The organism is Providencia sp. 2023EL-00965, assembly GCF_033550225.1.
GTDB lineage: Bacteria > Pseudomonadota > Gammaproteobacteria > Enterobacterales > Enterobacteriaceae > Providencia > Providencia manganoxydans.
Genome location: NZ_JAWUEH010000014.1, coordinates 1 through 21,703, shown reverse-complemented (window position 1 = coordinate 21,703; position 21,703 = coordinate 1). Strand labels below are relative to the sequence as shown.

The window sequence follows — 21,703 nt, the reverse complement described above, 5'->3', positions numbered from 1 at the left end:
ACAATTAATCCTATCTATTTTTGTGTTTTTGTTCTGATGATTTAATTCTTAAGCAATATTCATGTCTTAAAAGTGCTGAATCGACAATATATTGCGCTAAAGCAAGACATGAATAAGAAAAACTAATAAAAATATCGCTGTAATTAAATTTCAGAAAAATCCCCCAAATTGCTTTTTTTCTGATATCTATATAGAGGCAAGGGTAAAATTTGGTGGCTGCATCACAAAACTACAACTCCAGCGCAGCTTGCTGAAATTTAATTACAGGAAATTGGACGCAGTTGCTAACCGTTAACTAACCTAGAACGGACCGCATTCTGCCAGAAGCACAAGGTTAAAGTCTCATGAATCAGCAATATTCTGCAATGCGTAGTAATGTCAGTATGTTGGGTAAGCTACTCGGCGACACAATTAAGGAAGCTTTAGGTGAGGACATCCTCGATAAAGTGGAATCCATCCGTAAATTGTCAAAATCATCTCGTGCTGGTAATGAAGTACAGCGCCAAAAACTGTTAATGACATTACAAAACCTCTCTAATGATGAACTACTACCAGTTGCGAGGGCATTTAACCAGTTTTTAAACCTGACTAACGTTGCTGAGCAATATCACAGCATCTCACCACACGGTGAAGCAGCGAGTAATCCTGTTGCACTCAAAAACTTATTCAGCCGCTTAAAAGATAAAAGTTTTACTGATGGCGATATTCATAAAGCGGTTAACCAGCTCTCAATCGAATTGGTTTTAACGGCTCATCCCACAGAGATAGCACGTCGTACCCTGATCCATAAACTGGTTGAAGTAAATACCTGTTTATCACAACTCGATCATGATGATTTGGCTGATTACGAGCGCAACAATATCATGCGTCGCTTGCGTCAATTAGTCGCGCAATCGTGGCATACCGATGAAATTCGTAAAATTCGCCCAACGCCTATCGATGAAGCAAAATGGGGATTTGCAGTTGTAGAAAACTCATTGTGGGAAGCGGTACCTGCATTTTTACGTGAGTTTAATGAACAGCTTGAAGAATCTATCGGTACAGTGTTGCCCGTTGAAGCCAACCCAATTCGCTTTACCTCATGGATGGGTGGGGATCGTGATGGTAACCCAAATGTAACTTCAGAAGTCACGCGTCATGTATTATTGCTCAGTCGTTGGAAAGCGGCGGACTTATTCTTAAAAGATATTCAAGTTTTGGTCTCCGAACTATCGATGACCGAAGCAACTCCAGAACTGCGTGCATTAGCAGGCGGTGATGATGTTGATGAGCCTTATCGACAAATAGCTAAAAACCTGCGAGGCCAGCTATTTTCCACTTTGGAATATTTAGAGCGCCGAGTCAAAGGTGAGCAAGTACTGCCACCTGCTGATTTATTGACCGACAATGCACAATTGTGGGAACCGCTGTACGCATGCTATCAATCACTCATGGCATGTGGGATGAGTATCATTGCGAATGGACAACTACTGGATACATTACGTCGTGTACGTAGCTTCGGTTTGCAACTCGTCCGTATCGATGTTCGGCAAGAAAGTACGCGTCATACAGAAGCACTGTCTGAGTTAACACAGTACTTAGGATTAGGTGATTACGCAGCTTGGTCTGAAGAAGAGAAGCAAGACTTCTTATTAACGGAATTGCAATCGCGTCGTCCGTTGATCCCGCGTAGTTGGCAACCAAGTGCTGAAACAGCAGAAGTCTTCGAAACCTGTCGTGTGATTGCGGAATCTAAGAATGATTCTGTCGCGGCCTATGTCATTTCCATGGCAAAAGTGCCTTCTGATGTACTTGCGGTTAAGCTATTACTCAAAGAAGCTGGCGCTTCAGTGCGTTTACCTGTTGCACCACTATTTGAAACACTTGAAGACTTAAACAACGCTGAAAGCGTGATGAAAAAGCTGCTAAGTATCGAATGGTATCGTGAGCTAATTGATGATCGTCAGATGGTCATGATTGGTTATTCTGACTCAGCAAAAGATGCGGGGGTTATGGCCGCTTCTTGGGCACAATACCGCGCACAAGATGCTCTAATTAAGTTATGTGATAAAGAAGGCGTCACATTAACACTCTTCCATGGCCGTGGCGGCACAATTGGCCGAGGTGGTGCACCTGCTCATTCTGCACTGCTCTCTCAACCGCCGGGAAGCTTACGAGGTGGTTTACGTGTCACTGAACAAGGTGAGATGATCCGCTTTAAGTTTGGTTTACCACAGGTGGCGATCAGCAGCTTAGCGTTATACGCGAGCGCTATTTTAGAAGCGAACTTACTGCCACCACCTGAGCCAAAACAAGAGTGGAAATCTGTAATGGATTCTCTATCTGACGTTTCTTGTGCTATGTATCGTGACTATGTCCGTGAACAGCCTGACTTTGTGCCTTACTTCCGTGCTGCAACACCTGAGCTTGAATTAGGTAAATTACCACTAGGCTCACGTCCTGCAAAACGTCGCCCAACGGGGGGTGTTGAAACCTTACGTGCTATCCCATGGATTTTTGCGTGGACTCAGAACCGTTTAATGCTCCCTGCATGGTTAGGGGCAGGCGCTGCACTGAAGCATGTGATTGAACAAGAAGGCAAACAAGCGGTATTGGATGAAATGTGGCAGCAATGGCCTTTCTTTAATACACGTATTGCTATGTTAGAAATGGTGTATGCGAAAGCGGACTTATGGCTCGCTGAATATTACGACCACCGTTTGGTGGAAGAGCGCCTTTGGCCTCTTGGCCTGAAACTACGTGAACAGCTTTCTGAAGATATCAAAAGCGTATTAGCTGTTTCGAAAGATGAGGCGTTGATGGCTGATTTGCCATGGATTGCTGAATCAATTGCCTTACGTAATGTTTATACAGATCCATTAAACGTTTTACAGGCAGAATTGCTACACCGCTCTCGCCAGCAAGAGCAGCCAGATCCGCGCGTTGAGCAAGCATTGATGGTGACAATTGCCGGTGTTGCCGCGGGTATGCGTAATACGGGCTAGAAACTATTTTCTATCAACTCAATGAATGAGTTTGTTGAATTGATAGATAAAAACGTGACATGTCACGGTATATCGGATGTTGTGACATGTTCACGGTAAACATATCCAATTGATAATGACAGTTTGGATCTGTTTACTTTGAGTATATTTAGGTTTCAATATTACTTCTTTATATCAGAAGTAATAAGTTGGCTAATATATTGATTAGCCTGCATAGAATATAGCTCCTCCTCTACCTCGGCTTTTCTGGTAATTTGTTTAGGTGAAAGCTCAGGTTGGTTTTTATTTGGCAGGAATTTATAAATTGGGGTCCCCATCCTATTTAAGCCGATAATTTTATGGTCAGCCATACTTGCTCGTTCACTTTCTCTCCAAACATTTTTGAGTCCTTTCGCTACACCCTGTTTCCAAGGCTGCATATCATAGTAAGGAATAGTTCCTTTCAAGGAAATGAATTCACTAAGGGACTGATCGCCACTCATAATACCTGAGTGGGCTAACTGCATAAAATCATCAAATATATTTTTAGGGAGTGATTGGGTTATCACGACAGTTACATGACGTTGCCCTGTTCCCGTGAACTCGATAGCTTTTTCTAAATGGCCCTGTAGAGGATCGGCAAAGTAGAGTGTGACTTTTGAAAACAAGGATGGATAGTCGTAATTTTCACTTTTTGTTTTAGTTAGAACTTTCATTAGGTTGGAAGGAATATCTTCTTTTACTTGGTCATTAAGTTTGCGAAGCACCATAATATAGTGGGTATCTTTATTATCATGCTGAGTTTCGACCAGTGTGTTAGCAATAAAAACTTGGGTGCCGAAAATAGCGGCATCAGAGCTAATGTAGCCTAAATGATAGTTGTGATCTTTTGCTAATGACGCATTATAGCTATCTATTAGATTAGTTAATTCATATTCAAATCGATTTTTGATCTCTCTAATTTGATGTTGGTCAGTTGCTAGGTATCCAATACCAAGTCCTATACCTAAATGGTGTGCAGTCACTTTATTAAATCCAGCCGTCTTCAATTTGTCGTAGCATTCATCTACTTTATCTTCAACGGGGGAAATATCCATTTCTTCAATCAACATAATTTTTTGTTTAGCAAAATGATGTGTTTCACATAGCTGATTGATATTTTCTTGGAGTTTTTCAGATGGTAGAAGGCTAACGGGAGCAACGATAAAAATAGGATCTTTTAGTTGGCTCAGATGATGCGACTCATCATTTTGTCGTGATAGATTACGACATTGCTGTTGTGTTGTATCCTCAGCATTGATAGAAACGATTGATACTCGGCAGTCTTCATTTAAGGCAATGTTTGCAATTTTATTGGCTAGAAAGTGATCTCCTTGACCACCAAGGTAAGGATTAATTATCACAATATCGCGTTGTCGCATTGAATCTAAAGGAAATGAAGATGTTGCAATGCTATTGGGTTGGTGGATAGCATTAACATTGTGGGAGTGGGAATTAGTCTCTATTTTCATTGTTATCTCAACTTATGCGATTACCTACAGGTAAAAGCGAGTATAAAAAATAGAGTAAGATTTTCTTTAATAGAACGACTAAATTTAATGAAGGTGTAAATTTTTTAGCTAAAAGCAATGAAGCCGAAAGACACAGCTTCATTGCCTGTCATTATTTACGGTCTTACACCCAATGTATGGCAAATTGCATACGTCAGTTCAGAGCGGTTCAACGTATAAAAGTGGAAATCCTTCACGCCTTCTCGGCTTAAAATTTTCACCATATCCATCGCAATCGATGCGCCAACTAAATTGCGGCTTTCAGGATCATTATCTAACCCTTCATACATTTTGCTCATCCATGATGGAATACGTACGTTGGTGAGCTTGGCAAAACGCTCTAGCTGGCGGAAATTTGAAACAGGCAGAATACCCGGTACGATTTCCACATCAATGCCTGTTGCGACACAACGATCGCGAAAGCGTAAATAGCTTTCAACATCAAAAAAGAATTGAGTGATCGCGCGGTTAGCACCTGCATCAATTTTCTTTTTTAAGCTAATTAAGTCTGCCTGAGCGCTTTTCGCTTCAGGATGGACTTCAGGGTAAGCAGCAACAGAAATATCAAAGTCGGCTTCGGTTTTCAGTAATTCGACTAAATCCGTTGCATACATATCGGGTTTGCGGCTGTTATCGGGTAAATCACCACGCAGTGCCACGATTTGACGAATTCCACTATTCCAATAATCACGGGCGATCTCTTTTAATTCATCGCGTGATGCATCGATACAAGTCAAATGAGGAGCCGCGATGAGACCTGTTTTTTCTTTAATGTCTTTAATAATGCTATGGGTTCTATCACGTTCGCCTGAGTTTGCTCCGTAGGTCACAGAGACAAACTTAGGTTTAAGATTCTTTAACCGATCAATCGATTTCCAGAGAGTTTGTTCCATCTCTTCAGTACGCGGCGGAAAAAATTCAAAGGAGACATTAATCTGCCCATCTAACTCTGCCAAATTTTGGTTTAGCGCCTCGCGCTGATTTGCGTGAAAAAAACTCATACCCTGCCTCTCGTGACATTAAGTCTTGCAATCGTAATTGTATCGATAGTTTATTATATCCATTTACGCGTCTATACGTTTAGACGTCTAAATAAAGATTACCGAATATTTAAATAGAGTCAACACTTAAATGAAATAGTCACAGTGAGAGTTTTTCAGAGGCAATAGGAAAAAAATTCAAGTTGAAGAAAGCGCAACAGCAAGATGTTATTGCGCTTATCAAATTTTATTCAGTCAGACAAAAATGTTCAATCAGCTGACCAATCAGTTGGCGGGTGGGTTCAATAAATGCGATATCGATAAACTCATCAGGCTGATGAGCTTGTTCAATTGAGCCGGGGCCAAGAACTAAAGTGGGGCAGAGCTCTTGAATAAAAGGGGCTTCCGTACAGTAATTAACAGTATCTGCTTTTTGACCGAGAAGTTGTTCAATCACAGCGACCATTTTATGATCAGTTGGGCATTCATAACCTGGGATAGGGGGATGCAGTGCTTCAATGTCTAAACGACCCGGCCATTTTGCTTTGACTGGTTCAAGGGTTTCATTCAATAGCTCATCGAGATCTTGCAAGGTTAGACCCGGTAAAGGACGAATATCCATGTGTAATTCACAGCAACCACAAATGCGGTTCGCAGCATCACCACCATGAATATGACCGAAATTCATCGTTGGGTAGGGGATCACGAACGCAGGGTTGTTATAACGCTCTTTCAATGTGTTACGTAGCGTCATCAAATGGCTAATCGACTCATGCATTAATTCAATTGCATTAACACCTCGGGCAGGATCACTTGAGTGCCCCGACTGACCGGTAATACGAATGGCATTTGAAAGGTGCCCTTTATGCGCACGTATTGGCTGTAACGAGGTAGGTTCACCAATAATGGCAAAGTCAGGGCGCAGTTGAGTACTCGCCGCAAAATAACGTGCCCCCGCCATTGAGGTCTCTTCATCGGCAGTTGCAAGAATATGCAGTGGACGAGTAAATTTGCTCGTATCAATATCACGCAGCGCATCAACAATAAAAGCAAAAAAGCCTTTCATGTCGGCGGTACCTAAGCCATAGAGCTTACCGTCGTGCTCCGTCAATGCAAAAGGATCTTTACTCCAACGCCCTTCATCAAAGGGGACGGTATCTGTGTGGCCACACAACATTAGGCCACCACTGCCTTCACCAATTGATGCTAATAGATTGTATTTATCACGGGTATCCGGTACGGGTTGGATATTAACCGTAAATCCAAGTGTTTCTAGCCAGCCTCCCAGCAATTCAACCAATGCTTTATTGCTCTGATCGAGTTGTGCATCAGTTGCACTGATGGATGGAGTGGCAATTAATTGACGATAAATCTCAATAAATGCAGGTAATTTAATATTCACTGTTGACAGCCTTTATCCATAATAGTATCAATATTCATGCACTTTATTTGAATAAAAATACACATTAAACTGTTTGGGTCACGAGTACAAGGTAGAAAGTATATGTTGAACACACTCATTATCGGGGCCAGTGGCTATACTGGAGCGGAATTAGCGGCTTATCTGCAACGTCATCCTGAAATAAATCTTCAAGGGTTGATGGTGTCAGCGCAAAGTGCTGATGCAGGTAAATGCTTCTCTGATTTACATCCCCAGTATAAAGGCATCATCGATATTCCAGTGCAACCATTGACCGATGTTGCAGCAGTAGCACAAGGCGTTGATGTCGTATTTCTTGCAACGGCTCATGAAGTGAGCCATGACATCGCCCCTCAATTTTTAGAGGCGGGTTGTGTCGTGTTTGATTTATCAGGCGCCTATCGTGTTCAAGATGCTGCTTTCTATCCACAATACTATGGTTTTGAACATACAAACAGTAAATGGTTAGATCAAGCCGTTTACGGCCTTGCAGAATGGCAGGCTGATAAAATTCGTCAAGCCCAGTTGATCGCGGTACCGGGGTGCTATCCAACGGTTTCTCAGCTAGCGCTTAAACCACTGATTGAGGCTAAATTACTTGATGAACAAATGTGGCCCGTCATTAATGCAACCAGTGGTGTTTCAGGTGCGGGGCGCAAAGCTTCCATGACTAATAGTTTTTGTGAGGTGAGTTTGCAGCCTTATGGCATTTTTACTCACCGTCACCAACCCGAAATTGCAACGCATTTAGGTCGTGAAGTCATTTTCACTCCACATTTAGGTAATTTTGCTCGCGGTATTCTTGCCACGATCACTTGTAAGGTGAAAGCAGGGGTAACTGATGAGCAAATTCGTCAAGTATTTAAAGATGCCTATCAGGGTAAGCCGTTGGTGCGTTTATATGACAAAGGCGTTCCGGCACTAAAATCTGTGGTTGGTACACCATTTTGTGATATCGGCTTTGTGCTAAAAGGTGAACATCTGATATTAGTGGGTACAGAAGACAATTTATTAAAAGGCGCAGCTGCACAGGCAGTGCAATGCATGAATATTCGTTTCGATTTTAATGAAACACAATCATTATTTTAGTGCCATCACGGTCAATGAACTTATTAAGGATCAACCCCATGCAACCATTAGTGATTAAATTGGGTGGTGTATTACTCGACAGCGAAGAAGCGCTAGAGAGGCTGTTTACGGCATTGCAAACTTATCGTCAGTCGCATCAAAGACCATTAGTCATTGTGCATGGTGGTGGCTGCTTAGTTGATGAGTTAATGCAGAAATTGCAATTACCGGTAGTTAAAAAGCAAGGGCTACGCGTCACCCCAGCAGATCAAATTGACATCATTACTGGGGCATTAGCGGGGACTGCTAATAAAACATTATTGGCGTGGGCAACTAAATACCAGCTACAAGCGGTTGGTCTATCATTAGGTGATGGGCAAAGTGCGGTAGTGACTCAACTTAATGATGAACTAGGTCATGTTGGCAGTGCGAAACCGGGCAATGCGAAATTACTGCAATTACTATTAGATGCAGATTATTTACCAATTATCAGTTCAATTGGTGTGACATCGGATGGTTTATTAATGAACGTCAATGCAGACCAAGCGGCTACAGCGATTGCACAGGCATTGAATGCAGATTTAGTTCTATTGTCTGATGTGAGCGGCATTCTTGATGGTAAAGGCCAAAAAATTGATGAAATGACGACGGAGAAAGCTCAGAAATTAATTGAACAAGGCATTATTACCGACGGCATGATTGTAAAAGTCAATGCGGCACTTGATGCAGCAACCACCTTACAGCGACCCGTTGATATTGCGAGTTGGCGTCATGCGGAGCAATTACCTGCACTATTTAATGGTACCTCCATCGGAACTCGAATTTTAGCATCGTAAGTGAGATGCATGTGGTTAGCTTTGCTAATCAAATAAACAAATGAACTCTTAATTAAGCGGAATCGGGATAGATAAGTTATGAAAAAGGGCATCAAAAAAATTGTATTAGCGTACTCAGGTGGTTTAGATACATCAGCAATTATTCCATGGTTAAAAGAAAACTATGATGATTGTGAAGTAGTTGCATTCGTTGCTGATGTTGGGCAAGACAGAGAAGATCTGGTTGGTGTTGAACAAAAAGCGCTGCAATCAGGGGCATCTGAATGCTATGTCGTCGATCTGCGCGAAGAATTTATCAAAGAATATATTTACCCAGTATTAAAAACAGGCGCTCTTTATGAAGGTAGCTACCTATTAGGGACGTCAATGGCGCGCCCAATTATTGCTAAAGCGCAAGTTGAAATTGCATTGAAAGTGGGTGCTGATGCTGTTGCTCATGGCGCAACAGGTAAAGGCAACGACCAAGTTCGTTTTGAAAGTACATACACTGCGTTAGCACCTCAATTAAAAGTGGTTGCGCCATGGCGTGAGTGGGATTTACGTTCTCGTGAAGCGCTTCTTGATTACTTAAAAGAGCGTAATATCCCAACGACAGCAAGCCTTGAGAAAATTTATAGCCGTGATGAAAACGCATGGCACATCTCAACGGAAGGGGGTGTATTAGAAAGCACATGGAATGCGGCTAATCAGGACTGCTGGGTGTGGACGGTTGATCCAAAAGATGCACCAGATGAAGCTGAATTAGTCACCGTTGGTGTGAAACAAGGTGAAGTCGTTTTTGTTAATGGTAAAGCGCTGTCACCACTGGGTTGCCTTGAGACTCTGAACGTACTGGGTGCGAAGCATGGTGTGGGCCGTATTGATATTGTTGAAAACCGTTTAGTCGGCATGAAATCACGTGGTTGTTATGAAACCCCAGGGGGAACCATCATGATGGCTGCTCTGCGTGGCATTGAGCAGCTGGTTCTGGATCGTGATAGCTTTAAATGGCGTGAGCAATTAGGTCTAGAAATGTCTTATGTGGTTTATGACGGTCGTTGGTTTGCACCTTTACGTCAATCTCTACAAGCTGCGGCAGAATCTTTAGCGCAAGATGTGACGGGTGAAGTGGTATTGAAATTGTATAAAGGGCAAGTGACGGCAATTCAGAAGAAAGCGGATAAGAGCCTGTATTCTGAAGAGTTCGCTACATTCGGTGAAGATGAAGTTTATGATCACAGCCATGCTGGTGGTTTTATCCGTCTATATTCACTGTCTTCACGTATTCGTGCGTTGAAGGAACAGAATAAAGCGAAATAGTTTTAGTATTTTCCCGGCAGCGGTAGGCTGCCGGGTACGACATATATACTCTAAATAATTCAAGTTGCAGGTAGTCAACATCCCTGTAGCTTAATGGATGAAGAGTATATTTTATCAATCAGATAGGGATCAATTATGGCACTTTGGGGTGGACGTTTTAGTCAAGAAGCCGATCAGCGGTTTAAACAATTTAATGATTCATTGCGCTTTGATTATCGCTTAGCACAGCAAGACATTATTGGTTCGGTTGCATGGTCAAAAGCGTTGGTCACTGTTGGAGTGCTATCAGCGGCGGAGCAGCAATCTTTAGAACAGGCATTGAATGAATTATTACAAGAGGTTCAAGATAACCCTGAAAGTATTCTGCAAAGTGACGCTGAAGATATTCATAGTTGGGTTGAAGGAAAACTGATTGATAAAGTTGGTGATTTAGGAAAAAAACTGCATACCGGCCGTAGTCGCAACGACCAAGTAGCAACCGATTTAAAACTATGGTGTAAAGATCAGGTTGCTTTGTTATTAGAGGCGGTTTCGGAGCTGCAAAAAGCCTTGGTTATCACGGCTGAAAATAATCAAGATGCGGTGATGCCTGGATACACTCATTTGCAACGTGCACAGCCAGTCACTTTTGCACATTGGTGCTTAGCTTACAGTGAGATGCTTGCGCGTGATGAAAGCCGTTTAAAAGATACATTGAAACGTTTAGATGTGAGCCCATTAGGTTGTGGCGCATTAGCTGGCACTGCTTATGATATTGACCGCGAACAGTTAGCGGATTGGTTAGGGTTCTCTGCTGCCACACGTAATAGTCTCGATACGGTATCCGATAGGGATCATGTCCTTGAACTATTATCTGATGCCAGTATTGGCATGGTACATTTATCACGTTTTGCTGAAGATTTAATCTTCTTTAACAGTGGTGAAGCCGGTTTTGTCGAATTATCAGATAAAGTCACCTCAGGCTCTTCATTGATGCCGCAAAAGAAAAACCCAGATGCCTTAGAATTGATCCGCGGTAAATGTGGACGGGTACAGGGTGCATTGACAGGTATGATGATGACCCTTAAAGGCCTACCACTGGCATACAATAAAGATATGCAAGAAGATAAAGAAGGTCTCTTTGATGCACTTGATACATGGTTAGATTGTATGCATATGGCTGTTTTAGTGCTTGATGGCATTCAAATCCGACGTGGGCGTTGTGAAGACGCGGCAAAACAAGGTTATGCAAATGCGACAGAGCTCGCTGATTATCTTGTAGCAAAAGGTGTTCCATTCCGCGAGGCGCATCATATTGTTGGCGAAGCAGTGGTTGCAGCTATCGCTCAAGGTAAGGCACTAGAAGAGATGGCTTTGAGTGATTTGCAAAAATTCAGTGACACCATCCAATTGGATGTCTATGAAATTTTATCATTGCAATCATGCTTAGATAAACGGCTTGCAAAAGGTGGGGTATCTAAGGGACAAGTCCAAAAGGCAATTACAGAAGCTAAAATTCGTTTAGGGTTATAATGTTATTTTAGCATTGAATAAGTTAAACATGGGGGGGAGAGAATTCTGCCCCCAATTCCACGAGTATACGCGTTAACGTTTAAATATATTTCATTTTTATCTGTTTTCCACAAAACAATCTCGCTGTTGATTTATAGTGACTCATCACATTCTGCATTTTCAGTGTTTTTTAAAGGTATTCTACTGAGAGCATTGCTAAATTTTTTGCTTTGTTTGTCCATTGAAATTGATAAACCCCTCTATTATTCTCAAGTTGTTGCCAGCCAGTTGGTTGACTCTGTTGGATATTATGAATATTTGACGTTTTTATAGTGCTCGTACCGCCATCAAAGCAATTCAAATTAGCGCCGTTATTAGCAACGTTATAGCTGCACGGAGGAAATACAATCGCAGCTTTAAATGTGATTTTTTCATGACCTATATTTGCTTGTACGTTTGTAGAAAATAATGATGCTGTTAACAAAACAAATGACAGAGCGGAAATGATTTTTTTCTTATTCATAACATTAGACCTATATATTATTTCTGTAATAAGGATTTGTATTATTCCTTCAGTATTTGACGAAATGGATTATATAGATATAAATTTATTTTGAGTGTTAATTTTAAAAAGAAAATGTGAGGGAATATATTAAAAAATTCGTTATATTTGTATTTAAGCTCTGCCTCTATTAAGCATTATTTGGGTTATGATCCTAAAAATAACACTTACACATGCGCCCATAGTGTCTAATGTTGCTATCAGTATGTCTTTTGGTGGTTTTATATGCTGTTATTTTCGAATCGGCATACGGCTTTTTTAATTCGTTTAGCTAGGGTAAATATAACTGTTGCCAATTTGTTTTTAATGAAAACTAATAAACCAATGAATAAGATAAACATAATGTATCTGAATGTTACACTGTGTTTTTTATTATTAAATTTAAACTATGTCCTATAGCCTCATTCGTTTATTTAGGAGTTGGAAGATATTTTACTTATCGATAAGTAGTTATTATTATTTAGATATAAATAAAAGATGCCGTGTGTTCTATGTGTATATTATTTTGCCATGAATTTTAATATATTCGCTATACTTCTTGTTACCGTACCTTTCACCAAGGTATGATGACTATGCTAATTCATATAAAAAGTAGGCCTATTGTCGACGTAACGTACTAATTACGAGGTAATTTCGAACATTTAACTCTAATTGATAGTTAAAAGCATCAGAAACCTGCTATACTGATTGGCAATTTATATTAATAAAAGATAAGGGCTGCAAAATGAACATTCGCGATCTGGAATATCTAGTGGCATTGGCTGAACATAAACATTTTCGCCGTGCAGCTGACTCTTGCCACGTGAGCCAACCAACATTGAGTGGCCAAATACGTAAGCTAGAAGAAGAACTTGGCGTCATGTTGTTGGAAAGAACCAGTCGTAAAGTTTTATTCACTCAGCAAGGTTTATTGCTTGTTGAGCAAGCCAGAACGATTTTAAGAGAAATTAAAGTCTTACAAGAAATGGCTGCTTTACAAGGGGAGAGTATGTCGGGGCCTTTGCATATTGGTTTGATCCCAACAATTGCTCCATATTTACTGCCATTAATTATTCCTGAGTTACATAAATTATTTCCTAAACTGGAAATTTATTTACATGAAGCACAAACCCAACAGTTATTAGCTCAGCTTGATAGCGGTAAACTTGATTGCGCAATTTTGGCTCAAGTCAAAGAAACTGATCCTTTTATTGTTGTGCCATTATTTGAAGAGCCGATGAAACTTGCCATTTATGAAGGACACTCATGGCGTGATCGTAATACGATTGATATGAGCGAGTTATCGGGTGAAAAATTATTAATGTTGGAAGATGGGCATTGTCTGCGTGACCAAGCGATGGGCTTTTGCTTTCAAGCAGGCGCTAAAGAAGATACACATTTCCGCGCTACTAGCTTAGAAACATTGAGGAATATGGTTGCAGCAGGCAGTGGAATAACATTATTGCCTGATTTAGCTGTACCCAACGAGGCATGTCGTGACGGGGTATGCTACTTAAATTGTATCCATCCTGAACCTAAGCGTACAGTCGTACTTGTTTACCGCCCTGGCTCACCTTTACGTGGTCGCTATGAGCAGCTAGCAGAAGCTATTTATAATCTAATGACTAGTTATTATAGAAAGAAAATGTAATTGACTTGGTATATTGACATATTGCTGGGTGACCCCCAGCAATATGGTCATTGAAGTTTAGAAAAGACGATTTAAACCATTCAATGCAGCTACACGGAAGGCTTCCGCCATTGTCGGGTAGTTGAACGTAGTGTTCACAAAATACTCAATCGTATTTCCTTCCCCTTTTTGCTCCATAATAGCTTGCCCAATGTGAATAATTTCTGCGGCTCTTTCACCAAAGCAGTGAATACCCAAAATTTGCAAAGTTTCACGATGGAATAGAATTTTCAAACTACCCACATTCATACCTGCAATTTGTGCGCGTGCTAAATGTTTAAATTGAGCACGGCCCACTTCGTATGGGATCTTCATTGCAGTTAATTGCTGTTCTGTTTTACCAACAGAGCTAATTTCAGGAATGGTATAAATGCCAGTTGGTATATCTTCAACGAGGTGAGCATTGCCTAAGCCTTCAGTGATTGCTCGTGCAGCGATGCGTCCTTGGTCATAAGCCGCAGAAGCAAGGCTTGGATAGCCGATAACATCACCAACTGCATAAATATTTTCATTGGAAGTTCGGTAAGCTTTATCAACTTTGATCAGCCCACGGCCATCTGCTTCGATACCAACATTGGCTAAGCCGAGTGTATCAGTATTACCTGTTCGTCCGTTGGCATACAGCAAACAGTCAGCTTTCACCTTTTTACCTGATTTCAAGTGAACAATAACGCCATCAGGAACACCTTCAATTTTCTCATATTCTTCATTATGACGAATAACGACACCACTATTCCAGAAGTGATAAGAAAGCGCATCTGACATTTCTTGATCTAAGAAAGCAAGTAGGTGATCACGTGTATTAATTAAATCAACTTTGACACCTAAGCCTCGAAAGATAGAGGCGTATTCACAACCGATCACGCCAGCACCATAGATAATTACGTGGCGCGGTTCGTGAGTTAAATTCAGGATCGTGTCGCTGTTGTAGATACGTGAGTGACTGAAATCAACATCAGATGGGCAATAAGGACGAGAGCCTGTTGCGATCACGATATTGTCTGCACTAAGAACATCACAGCTACCATCGGCGTAGCGTACGCTAACATGTTTTTCATCAATGAATGTTGCTTCGCCAGAGAACATTTGGCAACCATTACGTTCATAAAAACCTTGGCGCATACGTGTTTGTTGACTAATGACACTTTCAGCATGCTGAAGAATTTCAGAGAACGAGGAACGTAAGGAGCGTGAATTATCACTGTAGAGTGGATTTTGGTTAAATTCGATAATTCGGCTAACGGCGTGGCGAAGTGCTTTTGAAGGGATAGTTCCCCAGTGGGTACAACCACCGCCTACACTGTTATAGCGTTCAATGACGGCGACGTTTTTCCCTTGTTTCACTAGCCCCATGGCGGCGCCTTCTCCGCCAGGTCCGGAACCAATGACAATTGCATCAAAATGGATGTGTTGCATGAGGTAAGACCTGCTCTAAAAACAAAATGACAACATGATGTTAGCATATCCGTCGATTATTTACTCGCTTTACCGCTCACCTTTGAAATTATGCTGATTTGAATGTTAAATAACTTCAAGCTTTTTGGGGACATGTCTTACAAATTCAACCATAGTAAAACAAAACACAGTTAATTGATAAAAAAGTAAAAAATTGCCGAAAAATGATTTGGTCAAAGTCTGAAAAACAGTAATCTGTAGGTCAAATCGCCTTTTCACTCAAACAGGCTAATAAATTTCAGGTATGCTAAATGGTAGTGGAGCTGAAGTTTTATTATTTTGATATACTCGACATATAATTCAAGTTGTAGTGCTTTTTGTGAAGAATGGGGTGAACGTTGTTCACTCGCTACTGATTATAGACTTATATATGATCCTAGCGATTCATTCACTGATCACGTAGCTGCACTTTGAATTATTTAGAGTGTATCAATGGCTGTTTAATGACATAGAAATCAGGATCACCGTGAGCAATATTATTGGCGTTAGAGCAAAACAGAAAGAAAAAACTCGTCGTTCGCTCATTGAAGCCGCATTTAGCCAATTAAGTGCAGAACGTAGTTTTACAAGCCTAAGCTTGCGTGAAGTTGCACGTGAGGCTGGTATCGCACCCACTTCATTTTATCGCCATTTCAAAGATGTTGATGAATTAGGGCTGACGATGGTTGATGAAAGTGGCTTGATGTTACGTCAACTCATGCGCCAAGCGCGTCAGCGCATTGCAAAAGGCGGTAGTGTGATCCGCACATCAATCTCGACTTTTATGGAGTTTATAGGTAATAACCCTAATGCGTTTAGGTTATTATTACGTGAGCGCTCTGGAACTTCTGCTGAGTTTCGTGCTGCGGTAGCACGGGAAATTCAACACTTTATCGCAGAACTTGCCGATTACCTTGAACAAGAAAGCCGTATGCCACGACATTTTACTGAGCTACAAGCAGAATCCATGGTCACCATCGTTTTTAGCGCAGGTGCTGAAGCTCTAGATATCGATGAGGAAAAAAGACAGCATCTGGAAGAACGGTTAGTGTTACAGCTACGTATGATCGCGAAAGGCGCATATTACTGGTACCGCCGTGAACAAGAAAAACAAAATCAAACTGACCCCGACCTCACTAAATAATATAAAGGAGAATCAATGACGGAACACAATCGCTATGAGAAAAGCACATTACTACTCGCACTAGTGGTTGGCTTATCGACTCACGGAACTTTCTCTGCTCTGTTTAACTCCTTAGTAGAGTTTTCTATATTTCCGATTATTACTTTAATATTAGCAATTTATAGCCTACACCAGCGTTACTTACATCATGCAATGCCAATGGGGTTACCTAAATTTGTCGTGGGTAATTTCTTTTTAGGTTTATTTGCGTACGCTGCGATCCTGCGTGTGCAGCACCCAGAAGTGGGTTCTAACTTTATTCCTGCAACCATTATTGTTGCACTAGCTTTGTGGTTATATACAAGCTGGAAAACACGCAAAAAAGAACAGCAGGAACTGGCTGCTGAAAATGAAGCTGAAGTTTAATTTGGTTAAAAAATTAGCTTAATAGAAAACGCCGTAATGTAAAACATTGCGGCGTTTGTTTATCTATACTCGTTATATTTCACATGACTACCTGACGACAACTTGAATTTTTTAGAGTACAAATTAAACAATTAACGGCGAGTCAGTAAAACACCGCTTTCCATATGATGGGTGTAAGGAAATTGATCAAACAACGCTAGCTTTTTCACTACATGAGTTTCATTTAAAACAGCTAAATTGTCGCACAAGGTTTCTGGGTTGCAGGAAATATAGAGAATATTGTCATATTCTTGTACTAATTTGACTGTTTTGTCATCTAAACCACTGCGCGGAGGATCAACAAAAATTGTATTACATTGGTAATCGCTAAGATTGATACCGTCAAGTCGTTTGAATTCACGTACACCGCGCATGGCTTGGGTAAAATCTTCAGCTGACATTCGGATAATTTGTACATTATTAATGTGGTTAGCTGCGATATTGTATTGCGCTGCTGTGACAGAAGGCTTGGCAATTTCAGTGGCAAGTACCCGTTCAAAGTTTTGCGCTAACGCTAATGAAAAATTACCATTACCACAATAAAGCTCTAGTAGATCACCCGTCGAATTTTTTGTCGCAGCAATAGCCCACTCTAGCATCTTAACGTTCACTTGTGCATTCGGTTGAGTAAAACTATTTTCTACTTGGCGATAAATCATCTTGCGACCGTTTATTGTCAAACACTCATCAACATAATCATTATCTAACATAATTTTTGTTTTTGATGCACGGCCGATAAGCTGAAGATCGAAACCTTCATTAGTGAGTTTTTCTTTTAATTGCTTAGCAGCTTCAATCCATTCATCGCCTAATTTCTTATGATATAGCAAAGAAACGATAAGTTTATTGCTTAGTGTTGAAAGGTAATCAATCTGAAATAATTTATGGCGTAGCAGCTCATTTTCTTTTATTAGTGGCAAGATTTTTGCCATAAAATGATTAATGAGCTGACTTGCGACAGGAAATTGATCAATTCGAATGCGCTCTTTTGTTTCTTTATCAAACATGATGTGAAACAGGTCATCACCGTCATGCCACACTCGAAACTCTGCACGCATTCGGTAATGGGATTTTGGCGATGAAAAAATTTCAGGTTCAGGTGCGTTAAAAGGAGCCATCATAGCCTTTAAACGATCAGTTTTTTCTGCGAGTTGCTGCTCGTAGTCTTCAATATGTAAGGAATTTGGCATGCTTGGCTCCATAAAACAGTAAAATTCAGATCAGGAGCGAAATTGTAGGGAATGCGCTGAAGATGTCCAGTTTTCATTATCCATCCGTAGACACCAATTACGATTCCTCATAGGATAATATGCAGAGTGAGCAGGGAATTTGGTGTGAGTCCAAAACTGACGCGCAACGGTAAAAGTCCGATACCTGCCCACAACCTTTACCTCGCTTTGTTGAATATTTGCGCGGATCTTATATTCAGCCTCGCGGAATTTTAATTTAATTGATTTTCCGGGTGTTATCATAATGAATAATAATAAGTTGCTACCGTTTTCGGTTGCTGCTGTGGCAGTGTTGTGTGGTATTTCCTCTCTGGCAAATGCAAAAAATCAATCTGACGAAATGGTGGTGACAGCTAACCGTTTTGAACAACCGATTTCATCGATATTAGCGCCTGTAACTGTAGTCACACGTGAAGAAATTGATCATTGGCAATCTAATACCGTGGTTGATGTATTGCGACGACTACCCGGTGTCGATATCTCACAAAGTGGTGGTATGGGACAACAAAGTTCTTTATTTATCAGGGGAACAGAATCCCGCCATGTTTTGGTTTTAATTGATGGTGTACGGTTAAACCAAGCAGGAATATCTGGGTCATCTGATCTGAGCCAAATTCCTATCTCATTAGTCCAAAAAATTGAATATATTCGCGGTGCGAGATCTGCTGTTTATGGTTCAGATGCTGTTGGTGGCGTGGTGAATATCATTACTCGCCGTGATAATGATGGAACAACATTGAATGCTGGAATTGGTTCATATGGTTATCAAAATTATAACGGTTCAACTCAACAGAAAATTGGCGACAATACAACTGTAACCGCAGCGGGTGCTTATACCCACACAACAGGGTTTGATGTAGAAGCTAGAGGGATGACTGGCATGCATCCACAGCCTGATAAAGATGGTTTTCTTAATAAAACATTATGGTTAGGAGTGGAACATCAGTTTTCATCTGAGGTATTAGCTTACGCGCGTGCTTATGGTTACGATAATAGAGCAAACTATGATAGTTATGACGATGGGGTATCACTTGTTGATACGCGTAAGCTTTATAGCCGTACCTATGAAACCGGCATAAAATATCAACAGGGCAATTACTCCAGCTCTTTAATGGGAAACTATAGTCGGGTGAAAGACTATAATTATGACCCGCGTCATGGACAATATAGTCAATTTTCCAGCTTAGATGAATCCCAGCAATATAATTTGCAATGGGGTAATAGCTATCGCTTAGATAAAGGAAATATTAGTGGTGGTGTTGATTATCAATATCAAAATATTGAACCAGGCACTGCTATGGCGAATAAAAAAGAATCGGTAAAGACAACAGGGTTATATTTAACCGGCCAATATGCTCCAATTAACTCTGTTACAGCTGAAGCAGCGGTACGCGCAGACCATCATTCTGAATTTGATTGGCACACGACATGGCAATCAGGACTCAGTTGGGAATTTTATGATGGATATAAAATTATTGGTTCTTATGCCACAGCGTATAAAGCCCCTAATCTAGGGCAGTTGTATGCGAATTCCTCCTCGGAATGGGGAACGACACTTGGTAATCCAAATCTTAAACCAGAAAAAAGCCAACAATGGGAAATGGGTTTAGAAGGCGTAACGGGCCCACTATTATGGCAATTCAATGCTTATCATAATGATATTGATAATCTAATTACATATAAATATGGTTACCCAATTTCTACCTACGAAAATATAGATAAAGCGAAAATCAAAGGAATTGAATGGATTGGGGAAATAGAAACGGGCATTTTCCAACATCAGTTAACTTACCAATATATTGACCCTAGAAATAAAGATACGGATCAAGTTTTGCTAAGAAGAGCAAAGCAGCAAGTAAAATATCAGCTTGATTGGACTATGTATCAGATGGATATGGGAATTACTTATCAATATGTGGGACAGCGTTATGATGTTGATGCATTAGGAAATCGTTTAAAAGTAGGCGGATATAGCGTTTGGGATATCACAGCTGCATATCCGTTCACTTCACATCTCACAATTCGTGGTAAAATAGCTAACATGTTAGATAAAGACTATGAGACCGCGTATGGTTATCGCACCGCTGGAAGAGAATATTTCCTTACAGGAACCTACAACTTCTAATCACAATCTATCTATTCGCCCGACCATTCTTGTATTTGACTCAGGAGTGGGCGGGTTATCTGTTTACCGTGAAGTTAAAAAATTACTTCCTAATGCTCACTATATATATGTATTCGATAATGAAGCATTTCCTTATGGTGAAAAAAGTGAAGAGTTTATTATCGGCAGGGTGTATCAGATTGTAGATGCCGTGGCAAAGAAACATGCTTTGACGATCACCATCATTGCCTGTAATACGGCGAGTACGATCAGCTTACCAAACTTAAGAGCCCATTTTTCCTTTCCAATTGTGGGAGTCGTGCCAGCGATTAAGCCTGCAACTAAGTTAACCCGAAATGGTGTCGTAGGACTGTTGGCAACAAAAGGCACGGTGAATCGTGAGTATACAAAAGAGTTAATAGCGCGATTTGCAACGGATTGTAAGGTAATTTCACTTGGTTCATCAGATCTTGTACAACTAGCAGAAAGAAAACTCCATGGTGAAAAAATACCATTAACTGAAGTTGCAAATGCAGTGAAACCATGGCTAAGAATGCCGGAACCACCTGATACCGTAATTTTAGGGTGCACTCATTTCCCATTACTTGTTGAAGAACTTGAACAGGTGTTAGCGAGTGGTACAAGATTTATTGATTCAGGAGCTGCAATTGCAAGGCGTACAGTTTGGTTGATCAGCAATCAAGCAGACGAGACAACTTCAAGTGAAGAAAAAGACTTTGCATATTGCTTATTAATGAACGATGAAGCGCAAGCATTACAGCCAGTATTAGCTGGTGAAGGGTTTGATTCGCTGGAAAAACTAGCGATTTAACTCAAATTTGATGGAATGCTGAGCAAACAGAAAAAAAATGCAAAAAAGGGGTTGCGTGATTTTCCTGACTCCCTATAATGCGCCTCCACTGACCGACGATGAGCCGACACGAAATGTGATGGCAAGCCCAAAGGGGATAACCCAAAAGGCATCACGAAGGCAGCGAGAGATTCTGAAAAGAATAAGCGAAAAAAAGCTTGACTCTCGATGAGGAAAGCGTATTATACGCCACCTCGCGACAACGACCTAAACGGTTAATATCGAAAGATAAAGTCGCAACGCTCTTTAACAATTTATCAGGCAATCTGTGTGGGCACTCACAAGACACTATCAAAAAAATATTTGATTTTAAAGTCTTGAAGAGTGACTAACACGTTAATTCATATATATGAAATAAGGTAGTAACGCTTATTTTGGAAGGATAACGCGAAAGCAAGCAGCGATGAGCCGAGACAGTACTTAGGTACGGCGAGGTGAGGCGATGTGCAGCTGACAAAGTTAGCCGAACAAAAGAACGTTACGGTCAGTAAGACATTCTTTGAGCATCAAACACTTTTAATTGAAGAGTTTGATCATGGCTCAGATTGAACGCTGGCGGCAGGCCTAACACATGCAAGTCGAGCGGTAACAGGAGAAGCTTGCTTCTCGCTGACGAGCGGCGGACGGGTGAGTAATGTA

16 protein-coding genes, 1 rRNA gene and 1 riboswitch are annotated in these 21,703 nt (G+C 40.9%); of the genes, 11 read left to right on the top strand and 6 right to left on the bottom strand.

What is annotated here, in order from left to right:
- Nucleotides 1–344: 344 nt before the first annotated feature.
- Nucleotides 345–2,984 carry a phosphoenolpyruvate carboxylase gene (gene ppc / locus SC428_RS16640; protein ID WP_070927450.1) on the top strand — a complete coding sequence of 880 codons (2,640 nt, stop codon included), beginning with the start codon at nt 345–347 and terminating at the stop codon, nt 2,982–2,984.
- Nucleotides 2,985–3,145: 161 nt separating this feature from the next.
- On the opposite strand, the gene SC428_RS16635 is transcribed toward ppc, so the two are convergent.
- The 3 genes from SC428_RS16635 to argE form a co-directional block, all read right to left on the bottom strand.
- Nucleotides 3,146–4,474, bottom strand: coding sequence for a hypothetical protein (locus tag SC428_RS16635; RefSeq protein ID WP_318708938.1), 1,329 nt, complete (start codon nt 4,472–4,474; stop codon nt 3,146–3,148).
- Nucleotides 4,475–4,629: 155 nt separating this feature from the next.
- Nucleotides 4,630–5,514: a methylenetetrahydrofolate reductase gene (gene metF, locus SC428_RS16630; RefSeq protein WP_140183096.1), complete on the bottom strand. Its 885-nt coding sequence runs from the start codon at nt 5,512–5,514 to the stop codon at nt 4,630–4,632.
- Between the two features lie 226 nt (nt 5,515–5,740).
- Complete coding sequence (argE, locus tag SC428_RS16625) at nt 5,741–6,895, bottom strand: acetylornithine deacetylase (protein ID WP_140183097.1); 1,155 nt, start codon at nt 6,893–6,895, stop codon at nt 5,741–5,743.
- 102 nt (nt 6,896–6,997) lie between these two features.
- Between argE and argC the strand changes: the two genes are divergently transcribed.
- From argC to argH, 4 genes are all read left to right on the top strand, one after another.
- Nucleotides 6,998–8,002: an N-acetyl-gamma-glutamyl-phosphate reductase gene (gene argC / locus SC428_RS16620; protein WP_283126819.1), complete on the top strand. Its 1,005-nt coding sequence runs from the start codon at nt 6,998–7,000 to the stop codon at nt 8,000–8,002.
- Nucleotides 8,003–8,040: 38 nt separating this feature from the next.
- Nucleotides 8,041–8,817 (top strand): acetylglutamate kinase, encoded by a 777-nt coding sequence (gene argB / locus SC428_RS16615; RefSeq protein WP_070927458.1) that lies wholly within the window; start codon nt 8,041–8,043, stop codon nt 8,815–8,817.
- Nucleotides 8,818–8,895: 78 nt separating this feature from the next.
- Nucleotides 8,896–10,116, top strand: coding sequence for an argininosuccinate synthase (locus SC428_RS16610; RefSeq protein ID WP_318708933.1), 1,221 nt, complete (start codon nt 8,896–8,898; stop codon nt 10,114–10,116).
- Nucleotides 10,117–10,251: 135 nt separating this feature from the next.
- The gene (gene argH, locus SC428_RS16605) at nt 10,252–11,628 is read left to right on the top strand and encodes an argininosuccinate lyase (RefSeq protein WP_318708931.1); all 1,377 of its coding nucleotides are present in this window, start codon (nt 10,252–10,254) and stop codon (nt 11,626–11,628) included.
- 169 nt (nt 11,629–11,797) lie between these two features.
- On the opposite strand, the gene SC428_RS16600 is transcribed toward argH, so the two are convergent.
- Nucleotides 11,798–12,130 carry a pilus assembly protein gene (locus SC428_RS16600; protein ID WP_070927464.1) on the bottom strand — a complete coding sequence of 111 codons (333 nt, stop codon included), beginning with the start codon at nt 12,128–12,130 and terminating at the stop codon, nt 11,798–11,800.
- A 763-nt stretch (nt 12,131–12,893) separates the two neighbouring features.
- Here SC428_RS16600 and oxyR point away from each other — a divergent pair.
- Nucleotides 12,894–13,799 (top strand): DNA-binding transcriptional regulator OxyR, encoded by a 906-nt coding sequence (gene oxyR / locus SC428_RS16595; protein ID WP_283126820.1) that lies wholly within the window; start codon nt 12,894–12,896, stop codon nt 13,797–13,799.
- Nucleotides 13,800–13,856: 57 nt separating this feature from the next.
- Here oxyR and sthA read toward each other — a convergent pair whose 3' ends face one another.
- The gene (gene sthA, locus SC428_RS16590; protein ID WP_283126821.1) at nt 13,857–15,254 is read right to left on the bottom strand and encodes a Si-specific NAD(P)(+) transhydrogenase; all 1,398 of its coding nucleotides are present in this window, start codon (nt 15,252–15,254) and stop codon (nt 13,857–13,859) included.
- Nucleotides 15,255–15,759: 505 nt separating this feature from the next.
- On the opposite strand from sthA, the gene fabR reads away from it, so the two are divergent.
- Both fabR and SC428_RS16580 read left to right on the top strand, forming a co-directional pair.
- Entirely contained in the window at nt 15,760–16,416 is a 657-nt protein-coding gene (gene fabR / locus SC428_RS16585; RefSeq protein ID WP_070927470.1) for an HTH-type transcriptional repressor FabR, read from the top strand.
- 15 nt (nt 16,417–16,431) lie between these two features.
- On the top strand, nt 16,432–16,821 hold the full coding sequence (locus tag SC428_RS16580; RefSeq protein ID WP_070927472.1) for a YijD family membrane protein: 390 nt from the start codon (nt 16,432–16,434) through the stop codon (nt 16,819–16,821).
- 131 nt (nt 16,822–16,952) lie between these two features.
- On the opposite strand, the gene trmA is transcribed toward SC428_RS16580, so the two are convergent.
- Nucleotides 16,953–18,050 (bottom strand): tRNA (uridine(54)-C5)-methyltransferase TrmA, encoded by a 1,098-nt coding sequence (trmA, locus tag SC428_RS16575; protein WP_318708925.1) that lies wholly within the window; start codon nt 18,048–18,050, stop codon nt 16,953–16,955.
- Nucleotides 18,051–18,134: 84 nt separating this feature from the next.
- Nucleotides 18,135–18,257: riboswitch (cobalamin riboswitch) on the top strand.
- Nucleotides 18,258–18,333: 76 nt separating this feature from the next.
- On the opposite strand from trmA, the gene btuB reads away from it, so the two are divergent.
- The 3 genes from btuB to SC428_RS16560 all read left to right on the top strand — a co-directional run.
- Nucleotides 18,334–20,214 (top strand): TonB-dependent vitamin B12 receptor BtuB, encoded by a 1,881-nt coding sequence (btuB, locus tag SC428_RS16570; RefSeq protein WP_318708922.1) that lies wholly within the window; start codon nt 18,334–18,336, stop codon nt 20,212–20,214.
- Nucleotides 20,159–21,025 carry a glutamate racemase gene (gene murI, locus SC428_RS16565; protein WP_070927476.1) on the top strand — a complete coding sequence of 289 codons (867 nt, stop codon included), beginning with the start codon at nt 20,159–20,161 and terminating at the stop codon, nt 21,023–21,025. The genes btuB and murI overlap by 56 nt, the downstream gene beginning before the upstream one ends.
- Nucleotides 21,026–21,581: 556 nt before the next feature.
- A 16S ribosomal RNA gene (locus SC428_RS16560) occupies nt 21,582–21,703 on the top strand; the annotation flags it as partial.